The sequence below is a fragment of the Thalassospira sp. genome, assembly GCF_040218635.1.
GTDB lineage: Bacteria > Pseudomonadota > Alphaproteobacteria > Rhodospirillales > Thalassospiraceae > Thalassospira.
In genome coordinates, this window is sequence record NZ_JAVJRB010000011.1 from 468,601 (window position 1) to 485,394 (window position 16,794).

The window sequence follows — 16,794 nt, forward strand, 5'->3', positions numbered from 1 at the left end:
AGAAAAGTAGGTATATTAAATCAAATGAAAGGCCGCATCACGCCGCCGTTTCGCTATCCGATCGTGTCGTGGGCAGCGCACCCGTGGTCAGATCAACCCCGCTGCAACATTCATCGGTGATGAAGCCGACCAAATTGCCCATGGCTTCAAAATCTGCACGGTTGCGGGTTTCACGGCCCTGCTTTTCCTGCGTAACCAGCCCGGCCTGAACCAGCATTCCCAGATGGTGCGATAATGTTGATGCAGGAAGGTCCAGCAACCGTCCGATATCCCCGATATTAAGCCCATCCTCGCCCGCCTTGACCAGCTGGCGATAGATTTTCAATCGGGCCTCATGACCCAGTGCGGCAAAGGCCGGTGCGATGTCTTTTTCTTTCATGCACTCATTATAACTATATTTCTAGTTATTTAAAGACGTTTTTACCGAACCATTTAATTCATTGATTTAAAACGACTAACGGTCGAAACGGCATCAAACCTTGTTCTGAAACACAATTGTCACTTGTCAAATTCCCATATGTCGATAATTCTCGACATATGGACACAACCAACGCAATTAGCGCACTTGCCGCATTGGCACAGGAACACAGACTGGCTGCTTTTCGCATGCTGGCCGAGGCCGGGGAAACCGGCATGGCTGCAGGTGACGTCGCCCGCAAAATCGGCATTCCGCACAACACAATGTCATCGCATCTGGCGACATTAAGCAATGCGGGGCTGATCAAAGCAACGCGGGACGGGCGGTCGATGATTTACCGCATCGTCCCCGAAGTCATGCGCAGCCTTTTGGGTTTCCTGACAGATGATTGCTGCCACGGCCGGCCTGAATTGTGTGGACTGACACCTGCGACGAAAAACGGCTGCTGTTAGCCCAAATTGCCAACGGCCAACTGCCCCTTTGCAAAGGACGAAACGATATGTCTGGTGGTATCTATAACGTGCTTTTTCTGTGCCGGGCCAATTCCGCACGCAGCATCATGGCCGAAGCGATCCTGAAGAAAGAAGGTCATGACCATTTCTTTGGCTTTAGTGCCGGGTCTTATCCGCGCGGCGAAATCCATCCTTACGCGCGGGATCTTTTGAAAAGCCTTGATCATGATCCGGCAGATTTTTCATCCAAGGCGATGGAAACCTATTCCGAGCAGGACGAGATCAAATTTGATTTCGTGTTCACCGTGTGTGACGCAACGGCCAATGAAGACTGCCCGATCTTTCCCGGATCACCGATGACGGCCCATTGGGGCGTTCCCGATCCGGCTGCCGTCGAAGGCAGTGAAGCGGAAAAGCGCCTGGCTTTCGCCGATACCTATCGCATGTTGCGCAACCGCATTTCGATTTTCACCAGCCTGCCATTCCGGTCACTTGACCGCCTGTCTTTACAACAGGAACTGAACAAAATCGGCCAAATTACCGACCGCGAGGATGTATGACCGCCCAAGAAGACGCGCCGATGAACTTGTTTGAACGCTATCTGACGGTCTGGGTCGCACTTAGCATTGTGGTTGGCATTGTGCTGGGTCAGCTGTTTCCGAACCTGTTTCAGGCGATTGGTAATCTGACCGCCTATGAAATCAATCTGCCGGTCACGATCCTGATCTGGGCGATGATCATTCCAATGCTGATGAAAGTTGATTTTGGTGCCCTGCACGAAGTCGGTCGTCAGTGGCGCGGCATTAGCGTCACCCTTGGTGTGAACTGGCTGATCAAACCGTTTACCATGGCCGCCCTTGGCTGGCTGTTTATCGGTTTTTTATTCCGCCCGCTTTTGCCCGAAGCCCAGATTGAAAGCTATATCGCCGGATTGATCCTGCTGGGTGCGGCACCTTGTACGGCGATGGTGTTTGTCTGGTCGAACCTGACCAAGGGGGATGCCAATTTCACCCTGACACAGGTGGCGTTGAACGACACGATCATGATCTTTGCCTTTGCACCGATTGTCGCCTTGTTGCTTGGTATTTCAGCGATCACAATTCCTTGGCAAACCCTGACCATTTCGGTCGTGGCCTTCATCGTCATCCCGGTCATTATCGGCCAAGCAATCCGACATCAGATGATGAAAGGCGGGGTTGAGCAGTTCAATGCGTTTGATGCCAGGCTTAAACCCGTTTCCATGATCGCTCTTCTGAGCACGCTGGTTTTGCTGTTTGCCTTTCAGGGACAGCAAATCATTGCCCAACCCATGATCATCGCCCTTTTGGCTGTGCCGATCATTTTGCAGACCTATTTCATTGCCGCCATTGCCTATGTCGCAAACAAGCTCCTTGGGGTGGAACACCGCATTGCTGCCCCGTCTGCGATGATTGGCGCTTCGAACTTCTTTGAACTGGCCGTGGCAACCGCAATTGGCCTGTTCGGGTTTTCATCGGGTGCGGCATTGGCAACTGTCGTCGGGGTTCTGGTTGAAGTCCCGGTCATGTTGTCATTGGTTGCGATTGCCAATCGATCCCGCGGCTGGTTTGCGCCACCGCAAAGCACGTCACATTAAACAAAACACCCCTCAAAACTGCCTCTATCGGCTTAAAGGTTTCAGGTTCGCGACATGACGAAAAAGATCCGCATCGGCATAAATGGTTTCGGTCGTATGGGCCGGTTGGTTCTGCGGGCTGGCTGGGGTCATCCCGGTTTTGAGTTTGTGCATATCAACGAAATCAAAGGCGGAGCTAAAACTGCGGCCCATCTTCTGGAATTTGATTCTGTTCATGGCCGCTGGACCAACCATGTTGACTGCATCGACGATCACGTGGTGATTGATCAAACCCGCAAAATATCGTTTAGCGAAAATGCAACGCCCGGCGAGACCGATTGGGTCGGGATGGGCTGCGACATTGTTCTGGAATGCACGGGCAAGTTCAAAACACCCGAAACAATTGCGCCTTATTTCGATCAGGGTGTTAAAAAAGTCATCGTTGCCGCACCGGTCAAAGAAGGCGCGCTTAACATCGTCTATGGCGTCAATGATGATCTTTATGATCCGGCCACACACAATCTTTTAACTGCGGCAAGTTGCACGACCAATTGTCTGGCCCCGGTGGTCAAAGTCATTCACGAACAAATTGGCATCGTTCATGGATCCATCACGACCATCCACGATGTGACCAACACCCAGACCGTTGTTGATTTGCCCCATAGTGATCTGCGCCGTGCCCGGTCCTGCCTGCAATCCTTGATCCCGACCAGCACTGGATCCGCAACCGCAATCACCATGATTTACCCGGAACTTACGGGCAAACTGAACGGTATTGCGGTGCGGGTGCCATTGTTAAATGCGTCGCTGACCGATTGCGTGTTTGAAGTCGCGCGCGACACTGATGTTGAAACCGTCAACCGCCTGATGCGCGAAGCATCAGAAACCTATCTTGCCGGTATTCTGGGTTACGAAGAACGCCCGCTGGTCAGCGTCGATTATCTTAATGACAGCCGGTCTTCGATCATTGATGCCGGATCAACCATGGTGATCGACAAACGTCAGGTCAAATTGCTGGCTTGGTATGACAATGAGTGGGGCTATGTCTGCCGGATGGCTGATCTTGCCGCCAAAGTCGCGCAAAGTCTTTAGGGGAAACACCATGTCAGCCGCAATCCGCAACTATGCGCTGGTCACAAGTGCCTATTGGGGTTTCACCCTGACCGATGGTGCATTGCGGATGCTGGTCCTGTTGCATTTTCATGCGTTGGGCTATTCCGCGTTTGAAATTGCCCTGTTGTTTGTCCTGTATGAATTTGCCGGTATCATCACCAATCTGGTCGGCGGCTGGTTGGCACAGGCACGCGGATTGCGCTTCACGCTGTATTGCGGATTAAGCCTTCAGATCGCATCGCTTGCCGCCCTTTCCCTAACCAGTCCCGATTGGTTGCCTGCTGTTTCAGTTGCCTATGTCATGGGGCTACAGGCCGCATCGGGTGTCGCCAAGGACCTGACCAAAATGTCGAGCAAGTCGGCGATCAAGGTTCTGGTCCCGGCTGAGGCAAAAGGTGCTCTTTTCCGCTGGGTCGCCCTTTTGACCGGATCAAAAAACGCCCTGAAAGGGGTTGGTTTTTTCATGGGCGGTGCGCTTTTATCCTGGCTTGGTTTTAGCGGTGCGGTGCTTGCCATGGCTGCCGGTCTTGCCATAACCCTGATTGCGGTCGCCATATCACTTGGCGATGCCATGTCTGGCCCAGGCAGTGCGGCACAACCAAAGTTCCGCGATGTGTTTTCATCCGATCGCAAGATCAATATTCTATCTGCTGCCCGGCTGTTTTTGTTTGGTGCGCGCGATATCTGGTTTGTGGTTGGGCTTCCTGTGTTTTTGGCGGCTGAACTGGGCTGGAGCCATATTGAAGTTGGCACCTATATGGCGGCATGGGTGATCGGATATGGCTTTGTTCAGGCCATAGCACCCAAAATGCTCCGCGCCCAAAGCCATGAACCCGATGGCCGAACTGCACAGTTTTGGGTGATCGCCCTGATTGCGGTGACCATTGCGATTGCCGCTGCCATTCAACAGGATGTCGCCCCGGAACTTGCCGTCCTTGGCGGATTACTGGTCTTTGGCGTGGTCTTTGCCATCAATTCATCGCTGCATTCCTATTTGATCCTTGCCTATGCGCAGGGCGACAAAGTCGCGATGAATGTCGGGTTCTATTATATGTCCAATGCCATCGGGCGCCTGACCGGCACTATCCTGTCGGGCGTTGCCTATTTCTATGGCGGCTTGGTTGGATGCCTTTTGACATCGATTGTATTTTTGACCATCAGCTGGATCGTCAGCACCGCCTTACCGACCCGATCAACCGCCACACCGCAGGGTTGATCGAAAAAGTTGTTTCGCAGATGCGGGATAAACATCTGAAAAGACTCATCTTCCAGATTCACGAAAATTTCATCGCATAAAAACAGTGACAGACACAGCATGTAGGGGTACGATTCAAATTAACGGTCAATAACTAGACCGCAAGGAGGAGTTCCCGAGTGCCGCGAGAAAGCGTCGTAAAACGAGAATTTTCGCCCCCCGGATCGCACATGCAACATGCTGTGACCGGCGGAAACTCCTACCGCCACTTCCATCTGAATATGAAAACTGAATGCGCGCCCTTCCATGACGGAACGGCGCGTTTTGCTTTTTGGCACAATTGATGAGGTGATTGTAATGGGTAAACGCGCAGCACGCCGTCGTGGTCGTCCGCAGCAGTCTGACAACAATGTTCATGACCTGTTTGATGAAAAGAACGCCGATTGGCACCCTCTGGAAAGCTCAGAAGAGAAAACACAACGCGACCAAAGCTTCCGCCGTCACATTCGACCAAAAAGTGAAAACCAGGCTGCTCTGATGGAGGCCATTGATAACTTCAATCTGGTCCTTGCCCTTGGACCAGCAGGCACAGGGAAAACCTATATCGCTGTCGCCAAGGCGGTAGAGGCCCTTGATAAAGGGGATATCGGTCGCATCGTTCTGGCCCGCCCGGCTGTTGAAGCAGGCGAAAATATCGGCTTCCTTCCCGGCGACGTCGAAGCCAAGATGGCCCCGTATCTTCGCCCCCTTTATGATGCCTTGAATGATCGCCTTGGGACCAAACGGCTGCGGACCTATCTTTCCGATGGCACAATTGAAATCGCGCCAATCGGATATATGCGCGGTCGGACCCTTAACAACGCATTCGTCGTGATTGATGAGGCCCAGAACTGCACCTATGGGCAGCTCAAGATGCTGGTAACGCGCCTTGGCTGGAATGCGACCATGATCCTGACCGGCGATCCCGACCAGACCGACCTTTTGCCGGAAATGTCCGGTCTTTCGGAAATGTCAGATCGTCTTGAAACCGTCGAAGACATTGCCTGCGTTCGCCTGCGTGACAAGGACATCGTCCGTCACCCACTGGTCGCCAGCATGCTCACCGTTCTTTAAGTTCCGACCGAGCAAACCAAAGAAGAAAAAGGCGGGTCCGAAAGGGCCCGCCTGCTTTTTTGTCGAAAAGATCAACGAATGAAGTGATCAGGCCATCTTGATCCGAGATGGATCAACCGGCTGATTACCGCCCCATCGCCGCGATTTCGCCGCCGCTATTGGATACCGGAATATCGTGCTGACCGGCGCGCTTGGCGCGGCCGGTGTGCCAGAACTCAGGATCCTCGGTATAGCCGCTGAATTCATCAAGATGGATGTCTTCGGGGGGCTCCGGGTGGATGGTGATATCAAGATCGGGATATTCTGATCGGATACTGTCCATCACGTGATGGCAGATGGTATGCGCGTCGCGCATCAACATCCCGCCATCCATGATCAGTTCGATCTCGGCAAAGCGATGAACACCCGATGAACGGGTACGCAAACGGTGAATGCCGATCACGGACGCATTTTTCATCGTCAATTCAATGATGCGCTGGCTATCGGAATCGGGAAGTTCGGCATCCATCAGAACTTTGATCGAATGTTTGCCAACCTTGATCGCGGAAAACACCAGGAAGCCTGCAACAAGAACACCAATTACCGGATCCGCCCACAGGAAGCCCGACATGCCCAAAACAAGGGCAAGGATCACGGCTGCATTGGCCAGAATGTCGCTGGTATATTGCAAAGAGTCGGCTTCAACCGCGACCGACCCGGACACACGGGCGGCTTTGCGTTGCAAAAGAACCAAGCCGAATGTCATGACCATCGAAACCGCCATCATCCAGATGCCTTCGGTCGCAAACCGAAGCGGTTGAGGTTCAAACACCCGTGATGACGCCTCGGCGACAACAAAGACAGCAGCCCCGATCATGAAGGCACATTGGAACAGACCGGCAAGCGGTTCTGCCTTGCCATGGCCAAACCGGTGATCGTGGTCCGCCGGTCGCCAGGCGGATCGCACCGCCATAAAATTGACAACCGCGGTGCCGACATCAAGCATGCTATCAACCATAGAAGACAGCAAACTGACAGAATCGGTAAGGAACCAACCAACCGCTTTGATGGCAATCAGAATAGCAGCAATGACAATAGAGGCCGTCGTTGCACGACGCGCCCATATTTCTTTCTGTGCTATGTCAATGACAGGACATTGACTCATACGTTGTTGACCTCTGGCCTAGCAATCCGCTGTCTGACAACGGTTTTATAGCCTGTTTGGAAATAACATGTAATGTCTATTGCCATATTTCTGCCCATTGTTGTGCAGCAAATAGCGCATATTTGATATTCCGCAAGGTTTCCAAGCCGCTTTTAAGGGATTATATCTCCCAGTCAGGCACATAAAAGAAAACCATAGGCCTACTCATGATTGTAGAGATCGGACATTACGCGTTGATACTATCGCTTGTGGTAGCTATCGCGCAATCGACCATCCCGTTTTTGGCGGCATCCCGCCGGGATCCGGTGCTTTTGATGATTGCACCGCGTTTGGCGATAACATGCTTTGCCTTGGTCGCGACCAGCTTCCTTGCGCTGACCTATGCCTATATCACGTCCGATTTCTCGGTCGTAAACGTCATGGCAAACAGCCACACATCCAAACCGATGATCTATAAAATCACCGGTGTGTGGGCCAATCATGAAGGGTCGATGTTGCTTTGGGTGATGATCCTCACACTGTTTGGCGGGGCGGTTGCTGCCTTTGGTCGTAACCTTCCGCCCAGCCTGCTTGCGCGTGTTTTGGGTGTGATGGGCCTGATCGGGTTTGGGTTTATCCTGTTTATTGTTCTGACCTCCAACCCGTTTGGCCGCATTATGAACCCGCCACTTGACGGCGAAGGCATGAACCCGTTGTTGCAGGATCCGGGGATCGCCATTCATCCGCCGTTCCTGTATCTCGGCTATGTCGGGTTTTCCGTTGCCTTTGCCTTTGCGGTAGCCGCCCTGATTGAAGGGCGGGTTGATGCGGCATGGGCCCGTTGGGTACGTCCATGGACTTTGGCGGCGTGGGTATTTCTGACCGCGGGTATCGGGCTTGGATCATGGTGGGCGTATTACGAGCTCGGCTGGGGCGGCTGGTGGTTCTGGGATCCGGTGGAAAATGCATCCTTCATGCCATGGCTTGCCGGGACAGCATTGCTTCATTCCGCCATTGTGGTGGAAAAACGCGATGCCCTTAAAAGCTGGACCATCTTTTTAGCCATCATGGCTTTTTCATTTTCCCTTTTAGGCACCTTCCTTGTCCGTTCGGGTGCTTTGACATCGGTTCATGCCTTTGCAACTGATCCGACACGCGGGGTGTTTATCCTGATCCTTCTGTGTATCGCAGTCGGTGGATCATTGACCCTGTATGCCTGGCGCGCACCGACCTTAAAGGGCGGCGGCCTGTTTCAGCCGATCTCACGCGAAGGCGCATTGGTGTTTAACAATGTGCTGCTGTCGATTGCGGCGGCCATGGTGTTGCTTGGCACGCTGTATCCATTGCTGCTTGAAACCCTGACCGGCGAAAAGATTTCCGTCGGCGCACCGTTCTTTAACGCGACCTTTGTCCCGATTATGACGCCGGTGATCATTGCCATGGCCTTTGGCCCGATGATGCCGTGGAAACGCGCCGACCTTCTTGGCGTGTTTAACAAGCTCAAGATCGCATTGGCCGCAACCGTTGTGATTGTCCTGATCGCTTTATGGCTATCGGGTGGTCCCGCCTTTGCCCTGTTTGGGTTGGGTTTGGCAACCTGGCTGTTTGTCGGCTCCATTCTTGAATGGGCCGGGCGTATCAAGCTGTTTCGTGAACCCTTTGATGTCAGCCTGCGCCGGATGCGCAATCTACCACGATCCGCACATGGCACCATGTTGGCCCATGCCGGGGTCGCGATTGTCGTTGCCGGGATTACCGGATCGCAAGCATGGACAGAAGAAGCCGTTCAGTCGCTGTCGGTTGGTGAAAGTGCGCAAATCGCGGACCACACCTTTACTCTATCTGGCATCCGCGAATATCAGGGGCCGAACTTTGTCGCCCGTGAAGCAGAAGTCACCATCACCACACCGGGCGCACGCACCCTTGTTCTGACACCCGAAAAGCGCGTTTACACGGTTGAAGGCATGCCAACGACCGAGGCCGGCATTCATTCAAGCTTCACCGGCGATATCTATGCCGTGATCGGGGATCAGGATGAAACCGGCAAGTGGATTACACGGTTTTACGTCAAACCGATGATCCCGTGGATGTGGGCCGGTGGTCTTGTCATGGTGTTTGGCGGTTTGATGTCATTATCTGATCGGCGCTATCGCATTGGTGCGCCGACCCGTTCCCAAAAATCCGCCGCCAAGGCGGTTCCTGCAGAATAAGCATTAGGGCAGAAAACCTTCATGACCATCTGGATTGTTCTTGGCGCGATAACGCTTCTGGTAGCGGGGTTTATTCTTTGGCCTGTTGTCCAACAGCGCCAAAAGGCCACGTCATCTTCCAATGACGTACCCGATAGCGAAATTGAACGCGATCTGGCTGTTTATCGTGATCAACTTTCGGAAATTGACCGCGACATTGATCGTGGCGTCTTGAATGCCGAACAGGCAACCGCCGCCCGCATTGAAGTGCAACGCCGCATCCTTGCCGCGGATCAGCGGATCAAGGATCAGACCGAAGCACCAAACGGGACGTTAAGCCCCGCTGCACCAAGCTTCATCGCCGTGGGGTCGATTGCATTGTTCCTTCTGGGGGGCTTTGGGCTTTACCTTGATCTTGGTAATCCCGACATGCCCGATCGGCCGATTGCCAGCCGGGTTGATGAAATAAATGCCATTCGGCAGGCCGAATCCATTGATGAAGACCGGGCCATTGTCCTGAACCGCGCGGTGAGTGATCTTTCCCAAAAACTGATTGAAGACCCTGCCAACCTTCAAGGGTGGGAGCTTCTTGGCGCAAGCCTGATGGCGCTGGGGCGTCCTGTTGAGGCACAAACGGCGTTTCTTGAAGCCGTCAAACTGTCTGGCCGGGATGGTGATTATCTGGCGATGTATGCCGAAAGCCTGATTCGCAGCAATAACGGCCAAATCAACCCCATCACCCTTGGTGTCCTGAACGAAGCCGCAACCACCGACAGTACCGATCCGCGCATTCAGTACTATATCGGTCTGGCCGATGCACAGGACGGTAATGTTCCGGCGGCTGTTGATCGCTGGATCGCACTTGCCAATGGTGCCCCGGCGGATGCCGGGTGGCTTCCAATGGTGGTTGCCCGGATCAAGGATGCCGCCCTTGCACAAGGGATCGACATTGAAAACCGTCTTAACGTCGCAGAGGCCCCCGCACCGATGGCAGGGCCAAGCGAAGACGATGTTCGCGCAGCCCAGCAAATGACGCCAGAAGAACGTCAGGAAATGATTCTTTCGATGGTTAGTGGCTTGGCGGAGCGTCTTGAAACTGAACCGGACAACCCGGATGGCTGGGCCCGTTTGATGCAGGCCTATATGGTTCTTGGCAAACCCGCAGAGGCCCGTACAGCCTATCAAAAGGCTGGCGATGTCTTTGCCGGTCAACCTGATCTGGTGAACCGTTTTGACGCCCTTGCCAAAGAGATCGGGATCGTCACCAACTAGGAGACGGGACCTTCTCATCGGGTTGCGATGAAGGCGCAAATTTTATGTCAGCCCCCCTTTTTCTCACACTTCTCACGCACCATCTTTCATACGTAAGGATAATGCCTTCCCCTTTTTCAAAGCCTTATTGAATTGATTTTCGTGCTAAAGTATGAGAACCAGACTTAAGGATAGCTAAATCGAAGTGATCATCCTAACCTATTGAGATACCTTTTATGGCTGGGGGGCCATTTTTCTCTTTGGGTTCAGTGATCTAGTTAATGCGGTTCGCAGTGAACCGGGATGGGAAAACCCCACCCGGAAGGATAATGGGTACAATGTCCGCTCAGGCAAATGGTGCGATAAATAATCTATTGTTGATTGAAGACAATCCCGGCGATGCACGTCTTGTACGTGAGGCGCTTCGGGAGTTCAAAAAACCGGTAGAACTTCATCACGTTAAAGATGCAATGACCGCTTTGCAGTTTCTTCAACAAGATGGCCCGTTTCGCAATGCCCCGCGTCCACGTCTTATCCTTCTGGATTTGAATATGCCGCGCAAAGATGGCCGGGAAATGCTGCGCGATATCCGCAATGATCCCAATTCTTCTTCCATCCCGGTTATTGTTCTGACCACGTCGGGTGCGGAACATGATGTTGATCTTTGCTATGCGGCGGGTGCAAACTGTTATTTGCGTAAACCCGTCGATGTGACAGAATTCATTGAACTGATGAAAATGATCGAATCTTTCTGGCTGGGGTTGGCGTTAACCCCGACGCCGTAACCCACCTGCCAGCGAGACTGCCGTGTCCCGCCTGCCCTTACGATATTCCAGATATCGACTGCATATCGCCAGTCTTGGATTTGCGCTTCGTGAGTTGCGCAAACCCGACATTGGGGTATGGGCGATGTTTGCGACCCTTGTGTTCGCCATCACGGTCCTTATCCTGACCGTCAGCCTGACCCATTCCGTGCGCGATGCCATGCGCCAATCGGCCCAACAGACAATCGGCGGCGACATTTCCCTACGTCTGTTTCACCGCGCACCATCATCTGATGAAATTACGTTCCTAAAGACACTCGGCACCCTCAGCCTGAGTGCCGAACAACGGGTCATGGTCCGGCACGACAACGATAAACCACCCGTTCTTTCGGAATTAAAGGCGATTGACCGGACATATCCGCTTTATGGCGCGATATCTTTGTCATCTGACATACCCATCACAGATGCACTTTCGACGCAAAACGGGATCGCGGGCGCGGTTGTTGGCCCGGAATTCGTTGATGAAACGGGACTGTCGATTGGGGATATGATCCGGCTTGGCCGTCAGAATTTTCAAATTCGGGGCATCATTGCATCTGAGCCAGAACGCAAATTCAGGCTGTTCTCACTCGGGCCACGGGTCCTTGTGTCGCTAGAAGCCTATCGCAACAGCAACCTTCTTGCGCCGGGAAAACAGATATACTGGTATGCCCGGCTGAAAATTCCGGGCAGTAGCCCAACGCAGAACCGCAATGCCATCGCCCAGATCGAAGATCGGTTTCCCGATAGTGGCTGGCGGATTGTTAATGCGACCGATGGCATTCCGGGGATTGAACGCATCGGTGATTTTGCATCCGCCTTTGTCAGCCTGATTGGCATTGCCGTCTTTGCCATTGCCATGACGGCCATCCATAATGCCCTGCATGTCGATCTTCTCAGCCGTCAGAAACGCTTTGCCCTGATGCGGAGCACCGGGGTCCGCCCAAGGGAATTGGGAGCAGCAATTATTTGGCACATCACGCTGATCACCGTGGCATCAATTGCGGTTAGCGCATTGATCACTACTTTGATCAATCAGCTGCTTCTTCCGGTGATGAGCACCCAGTTCGGATTTGACCTCACCCAAAGCTATCAAGATGGACATCTGATCCTTGGTTTTATTATCGGCTTCGTCGCACTTGTCGCCATCAACCCGATACGATCAGCCTGCCAAACCACACCTGCAAGACTGTTTCGCCATCAATCTGCGCGTCAGGTAACAAGCAGCAGCCTGCCTGCCAACCGTATCCGATCGCTGCTATCGCCGCACCGGCTGCTGTCTTATGGGCTCGGCATTTTCTTGTTCGCTCTTGCCTGCCAGCTGATTGATCTTGGCTGGTTTTCCGCCGTTCTGATCAGTATCCTGATCCTGTGCCTTGTCGTCTTTGTTGGGTTTGGCGGTTTGATGCGCTGGGGGGCCGGGAAGCTTGCCAGTCAGAAAATAGCACTACCGTCCGTCAGGCTGGCATTGCGCAACATTGCCCGTCCCAATGCTCCGACCGTCACCATGGCAGCATCATTTGGCTTGGCGATAACGTGCCTGTTTGCCGTGATCCTGTTTGGCGCCCTTGCCGGGCATCATTTAAAATCCGTCCTGCCAGCACAAACACCCGATCTTGTCTTTTTCGATCTGCCAACAGATCAGGCGGCCGCTTTTCGCGCGCAAGCCAGCGCGATACCAGCGGTAAAATCAGTGACCCAGATGCCGTTCCTTCATGGCCGTGTCACCCATATAAACGGCCAGCCAATCAAACTTGCCGATGTACCGCGCCGCTATCATTGGTTTGTGCGCGGAGATCGCGGGATTTCATGGGCCGATGTGCCCAATGCCGATATGCAGAACAATCCGGTGGTCGCGGGGCAGTGGTGGCAGGAAAACAGCCTTAATGCACAATTGGCGTCCCTTGATACCGATGTGGCGAAGGCCCTTGGCGTTGGGATAAATGATCAATTGACGGTAAATATCAGGGGCGAAGGATATAACGTCAAAATAGCTAACCTCCGCAAGATAGACTGGACCCGGCTTGGCCTTGATTTCCCGCTGGTCTTTTCACCGATGGCGCCCGCCTTTGATCATGGCGTGATCATTACGCTTAGCCTGCTGGATCAGAACAGAAACAGCCTTGCGGCCGTCGCAAGCACCCTTCAGGCGGCCTTTCCCGACATTCCCTCCATCCGCATACCCGATGCAGTGGCGACGCTTACAGACCTGTTTAACGCTGCCTTGCGCGGACTTGTCGGCTTGACCGTCCTGGCAACCGTTGGGGCGATATTTGTGATCCTTAGCGGCCTGATCGCCCTTCGCCAAAGTCAGGCCAACGATCTTGCCATGTTGCGCGCCTTGGGCATTCGCCCAAACCAGATCGTCAAAACCGGTGCGCTTGAAACCGGCATGATATTAGGGGCAAGTGGGATTGTTGGACTATGTACCGGGAGCGCAATTGCCATTGTCGCCGGTCAGGCCGTCGGTGCGATTACTTTCGCGCAGATTATAGAGGTTATTGGACCGATTGCCGTCATCACCATGATCGGGATTGGCGCGATTGGGTTTGGTGGGGGCTGGATATTGCAAGCATCGGCTTTGCGCTCCCAACCCGGCTGGCGCGGGTAAGTCTTTGCGGCACGCTGTTACCTGATTGAACCAGTATTTCCAGAAACGAAACAGCGCAACAAAAAGGCCGCCCTAAAAGAGCGGCCTTTTCGATATTCATGAACCAACGATTAGTTCGACAGGGCAGCAATCTGTGCACGGGCAATGTCAAGCGAACGCTCGGCATTGGCTTTATCGTGTGCAGTGCTGGCAGCCTTAAGATCGGCTTGTGCCGCCTCAAGACGTGCCTGCGCTTCGTCAGCTTTCAAGTCGGCAACCGGAACCGCTTCTTCTGCCAGAATGGTGCAACGCTCGGGATTAACCTCTGCAACACCGCCAGCAACGAAGATACGTTCGGAAACCTTACCACCTGCATAGATGTCGATGACACCCGGACGAATGGTCGAGATCATCGGTGCATGCTTTGGCAGCACACCGAAATTCCCGTCCGTGCCCGGAACAACGACCATCTCGACCGGCTCGGATTTGAGCAGGGCAGACGGCGAAACAAGTTCCAGTACAGTCGTATCAGTCATGACAATCCTCGCTCCTTAGCCGGAGGGGGACCGAAACTGCCTTAAGCAGCTTCGGCCATCTTCTTGGCTTTTTCGATGGCTTCTTCGATGGTACCGACCATGTAGAATGCCTGTTCTGGCATGTGGTCGTATTCACCAGCGCAGATCGCTGAGAAAGCCTTGATGGTGTCTTCGAGCTGAACAAACACGCCCGGAGTACCGGTGAAGACTTCTGCAACGTGGAACGGCTGCGAAAGGAAACGCTGGATCTTACGGGCACGTGCCACAACCAGTTTGTCTTCTTCCGAAAGCTCGTCCATGCCGAGAATGGCGATGATGTCCTGAAGACCTTTGTAGGTCTGCAGAATACGCTGAACTTCACGAGCGGTCTCGTAGTGTTCCTTGCCAATCACGCCCGGATCGAGTGCACGCGAGGTGGAATCGAGCGGGTCAACTGCCGGATAGATGCCGAGCTCGGCAATCTGACGGTTCAGCGTGGTGGTTGCATCAAGGTGAGCAAACGAGGTTGCCGGTGCCGGATCGGTCAAGTCATCGGCCGGGACGTAAATTGCCTGAACCGAGGTAATAGAACCTTTTTTGGTCGAGGTAATACGTTCCTGCAGCGCGCCCATGTCGGTTGCCAGCGTCGGCTGATAACCCACAGCAGACGGGATACGACCGAGAAGTGCGGACACTTCCGAACCAGCCTGGGTAAAGCGGAAGATGTTATCGACGAAGAACAGAACGTCCTGGCCTTCTTCATCACGGAAATATTCCGCAAGCGTAAGACCGGTCAGAGCAACACGTGCACGTGCTCCCGGGGGTTCGTTCATCTGGCCATAAACCAGTGCAGCTTTGGAACCGCCTTCCGGATTGATAACGCCCGAGTCCATCATCTCGTGATAGAGGTCGTTACCTTCACGGGTACGTTCACCAACACCTGCGAAAACAGAATAACCACCGTGGCCTTTTGCCACGTTGTTGATCAGTTCCATGATGAGAACGGTTTTACCCACACCTGCACCACCGAACAGACCAATTTTACCACCCTTGGTGTACGGTGCGATAAGGTCGATGACCTTAATGCCGGTAACCAGGATTTCGGTATCAGTTGCCTGATCGGTGAAAGACGGTGCTTCACGGTGGATCGGCAATTTCATTTTCGAATTGACCGGACCACGTTCATCAACCGGCTCGCCGATGACATTGAGGATACGACCAAGGGTTTCCGGACCAACCGGAACCATGATTGCATCGCCCGTATCAAGGACCTGCTGGCCACGCTGCAAGCCTTCGGTGGTGTCCATCGCGATGGTACGGACGGCATTCTCACCAAGATGCTGTGCAACTTCAAGAACCAGACGCTGGCCGTTGTTGTCAACGGTCAGTGCGTTCAAAATGGGCGGCAACTCTCCGTCGAACTTAACGTCGACGACGGCGCCCATTACCTGGGAAATTTTCCCCGACTTTATATCAGCCATAAGTGTTGTCTCCTGCTCGGACAAAACTATCCGTTATCTTCCTGCGACCCGCTTACAAAGCCTCGGCGCCGGAAATGATTTCAATCAGTTCATTGGTGATCTGAGCCTGACGTGAGCGGTTATATTGAATGCTCAGTCGGTCGATCATGTCGCCGGCATTGCGGGTTGCGTTATCCATAGCGGACATACGCGCACCGTGTTCGGACGCACTGCTTTCAAGCATTGCACCGAAAATCTGGACGCCAACATTCCGTGGCAGCAAATCAGCAAGAATTGCTTCTTCAGACGGTTCATATTCGTAAACCGCAGAAGAACCAGTTGCTTCTTCCTGCACGTCAACATCTTCACCCACGAATGGGATCAACTGCTGTCCTGTCGGGACTTGCGAAATTGCGGACACGAACTTGTTATAGAAGACCGTGCAAACGTCAAATTCGCCTTCGCCATACAGCGCCAGAACTTTATCGGCTACTTCGCTGGCAGAGGAGAAGTTAATCCCTTTCTTGCCTTCGATGCCGGTATACCGGGCGACAATACTGTCACCAAATTCACGCTTGAGCGCATCTGCCCCTTTGCGGCCAACACAGATCAGCTTCACCGTCTTGCCTTCAGCCCGAAGGGCCTTGGCTTTAAGACGGGTCGCTTTCACGATCGATGCGTTGAAACCACCGCAAAGGCCACGGTCGGCGGTGAAGACGACGAGCAGATGCACGTCCTCTTTACCCGTACCGGCCAGAAGCTTTGGAGCACCTTCATTGCTACCGACGGCACCTGCAAGACGGCCCAGCATCGTCCCCATGCGCTCAGCATAGGGACGCGCTGCTTCCGCTGCATCTTGTGCACGACGGAGCTTGGAGGCTGCCACCATTTTCATCGCCGAAGTGATTTTCTTCGTCGACTTGACGCTGGCAATGCGCGAGCGCAGATCCTTCAAACTAGCCATTGCGTTTCCTCCTT

General features: G+C 53.5%; 15 protein-coding genes. 10 read left to right on the plus strand and 5 right to left on the minus strand.

Annotation, left to right across the window (positions count from 1 at the left end; translation table 11 throughout):
- Window positions 1-37: 37 nt before the first annotated feature.
- Window positions 38-379: an ArsR/SmtB family transcription factor gene (locus RIC05_RS13380; RefSeq protein WP_350048209.1), complete on the minus strand. Its 342-nt coding sequence runs from the start codon at window positions 377-379 to the stop codon at window positions 38-40.
- A 158-nt stretch (window positions 380-537) separates the two neighbouring features.
- On the opposite strand from RIC05_RS13380, the gene RIC05_RS13385 reads away from it, so the two are divergent.
- From RIC05_RS13385 to RIC05_RS13410, 6 genes are all read left to right on the plus strand, one after another.
- Window positions 538-870 (plus strand): ArsR/SmtB family transcription factor, encoded by a 333-nt coding sequence (locus tag RIC05_RS13385; RefSeq protein WP_350048207.1) that lies wholly within the window; start codon window positions 538-540, stop codon window positions 868-870.
- Window positions 871-917: 47 nt separating this feature from the next.
- Entirely contained in the window at window positions 918-1,430 is a 513-nt protein-coding gene (locus RIC05_RS13390; RefSeq protein WP_350048205.1) for an arsenate reductase ArsC, read from the plus strand.
- A gap of 20 nt (window positions 1,431-1,450) precedes the next feature.
- Window positions 1,451-2,485 carry an ACR3 family arsenite efflux transporter gene (gene arsB, locus RIC05_RS13395; RefSeq protein ID WP_350048835.1) on the plus strand — a complete coding sequence of 345 codons (1,035 nt, stop codon included), beginning with the start codon at window positions 1,451-1,453 and terminating at the stop codon, window positions 2,483-2,485.
- Between the two features lie 54 nt (window positions 2,486-2,539).
- Window positions 2,540-3,556 (plus strand): ArsJ-associated glyceraldehyde-3-phosphate dehydrogenase, encoded by a 1,017-nt coding sequence (locus RIC05_RS13400; RefSeq protein WP_350048203.1) that lies wholly within the window; start codon window positions 2,540-2,542, stop codon window positions 3,554-3,556.
- Window positions 3,557-3,566: 10 nt separating this feature from the next.
- A complete protein-coding gene (arsJ, locus tag RIC05_RS13405) occupies window positions 3,567-4,793 on the plus strand; it encodes an organoarsenical effux MFS transporter ArsJ (protein ID WP_350048201.1) in 1,227 nt (408 codons plus the stop codon).
- A 336-nt stretch (window positions 4,794-5,129) separates the two neighbouring features.
- Window positions 5,130-5,885 carry a PhoH family protein gene (locus RIC05_RS13410; RefSeq protein WP_350042641.1) on the plus strand — a complete coding sequence of 252 codons (756 nt, stop codon included), beginning with the start codon at window positions 5,130-5,132 and terminating at the stop codon, window positions 5,883-5,885.
- A 124-nt stretch (window positions 5,886-6,009) separates the two neighbouring features.
- On the opposite strand, the gene RIC05_RS13415 is transcribed toward RIC05_RS13410, so the two are convergent.
- The gene (locus RIC05_RS13415; RefSeq protein WP_350042642.1) at window positions 6,010-7,029 is read right to left on the minus strand and encodes a cation diffusion facilitator family transporter; all 1,020 of its coding nucleotides are present in this window, start codon (window positions 7,027-7,029) and stop codon (window positions 6,010-6,012) included.
- A 206-nt stretch (window positions 7,030-7,235) separates the two neighbouring features.
- Here RIC05_RS13415 and RIC05_RS13420 point away from each other — a divergent pair, with 206 nt between their 5' ends.
- From RIC05_RS13420 to RIC05_RS13435, 4 genes are all read left to right on the plus strand, one after another.
- Window positions 7,236-9,218 carry a heme lyase CcmF/NrfE family subunit gene (locus tag RIC05_RS13420; RefSeq protein WP_350048199.1) on the plus strand — a complete coding sequence of 661 codons (1,983 nt, stop codon included), beginning with the start codon at window positions 7,236-7,238 and terminating at the stop codon, window positions 9,216-9,218.
- A gap of 21 nt (window positions 9,219-9,239) precedes the next feature.
- Window positions 9,240-10,469, plus strand: a complete 1,230-nt coding sequence (gene ccmI, locus RIC05_RS13425) for a c-type cytochrome biogenesis protein CcmI (protein ID WP_350048197.1) — start codon at window positions 9,240-9,242, stop codon at window positions 10,467-10,469.
- Window positions 10,470-10,786: 317 nt separating this feature from the next.
- Window positions 10,787-11,233, plus strand: coding sequence for a response regulator (locus tag RIC05_RS13430; RefSeq protein WP_350042645.1), 447 nt, complete (start codon window positions 10,787-10,789; stop codon window positions 11,231-11,233).
- Window positions 11,234-11,255: 22 nt separating this feature from the next.
- Window positions 11,256-13,862 (plus strand): ABC transporter permease, encoded by a 2,607-nt coding sequence (locus tag RIC05_RS13435; protein ID WP_350048195.1) that lies wholly within the window; start codon window positions 11,256-11,258, stop codon window positions 13,860-13,862.
- 110 nt (window positions 13,863-13,972) lie between these two features.
- On the opposite strand, the gene atpC is transcribed toward RIC05_RS13435, so the two are convergent.
- From atpC to RIC05_RS13450, 3 genes are read right to left on the minus strand one after another with little or no spacing between them, the layout of a single operon-like run.
- Window positions 13,973-14,377 carry an ATP synthase F1 subunit epsilon gene (atpC, locus tag RIC05_RS13440; RefSeq protein ID WP_350048193.1) on the minus strand — a complete coding sequence of 135 codons (405 nt, stop codon included), beginning with the start codon at window positions 14,375-14,377 and terminating at the stop codon, window positions 13,973-13,975.
- A 41-nt stretch (window positions 14,378-14,418) separates the two neighbouring features.
- Window positions 14,419-15,837, minus strand: a complete 1,419-nt coding sequence (gene atpD, locus RIC05_RS13445) for a F0F1 ATP synthase subunit beta (RefSeq protein ID WP_350042648.1) — start codon at window positions 15,835-15,837, stop codon at window positions 14,419-14,421.
- Between the two features lie 52 nt (window positions 15,838-15,889).
- The gene (locus RIC05_RS13450) at window positions 15,890-16,780 is read right to left on the minus strand and encodes a F0F1 ATP synthase subunit gamma (protein ID WP_350042649.1); all 891 of its coding nucleotides are present in this window, start codon (window positions 16,778-16,780) and stop codon (window positions 15,890-15,892) included.
- Window positions 16,781-16,794: the final 14 nt, after the last annotated feature.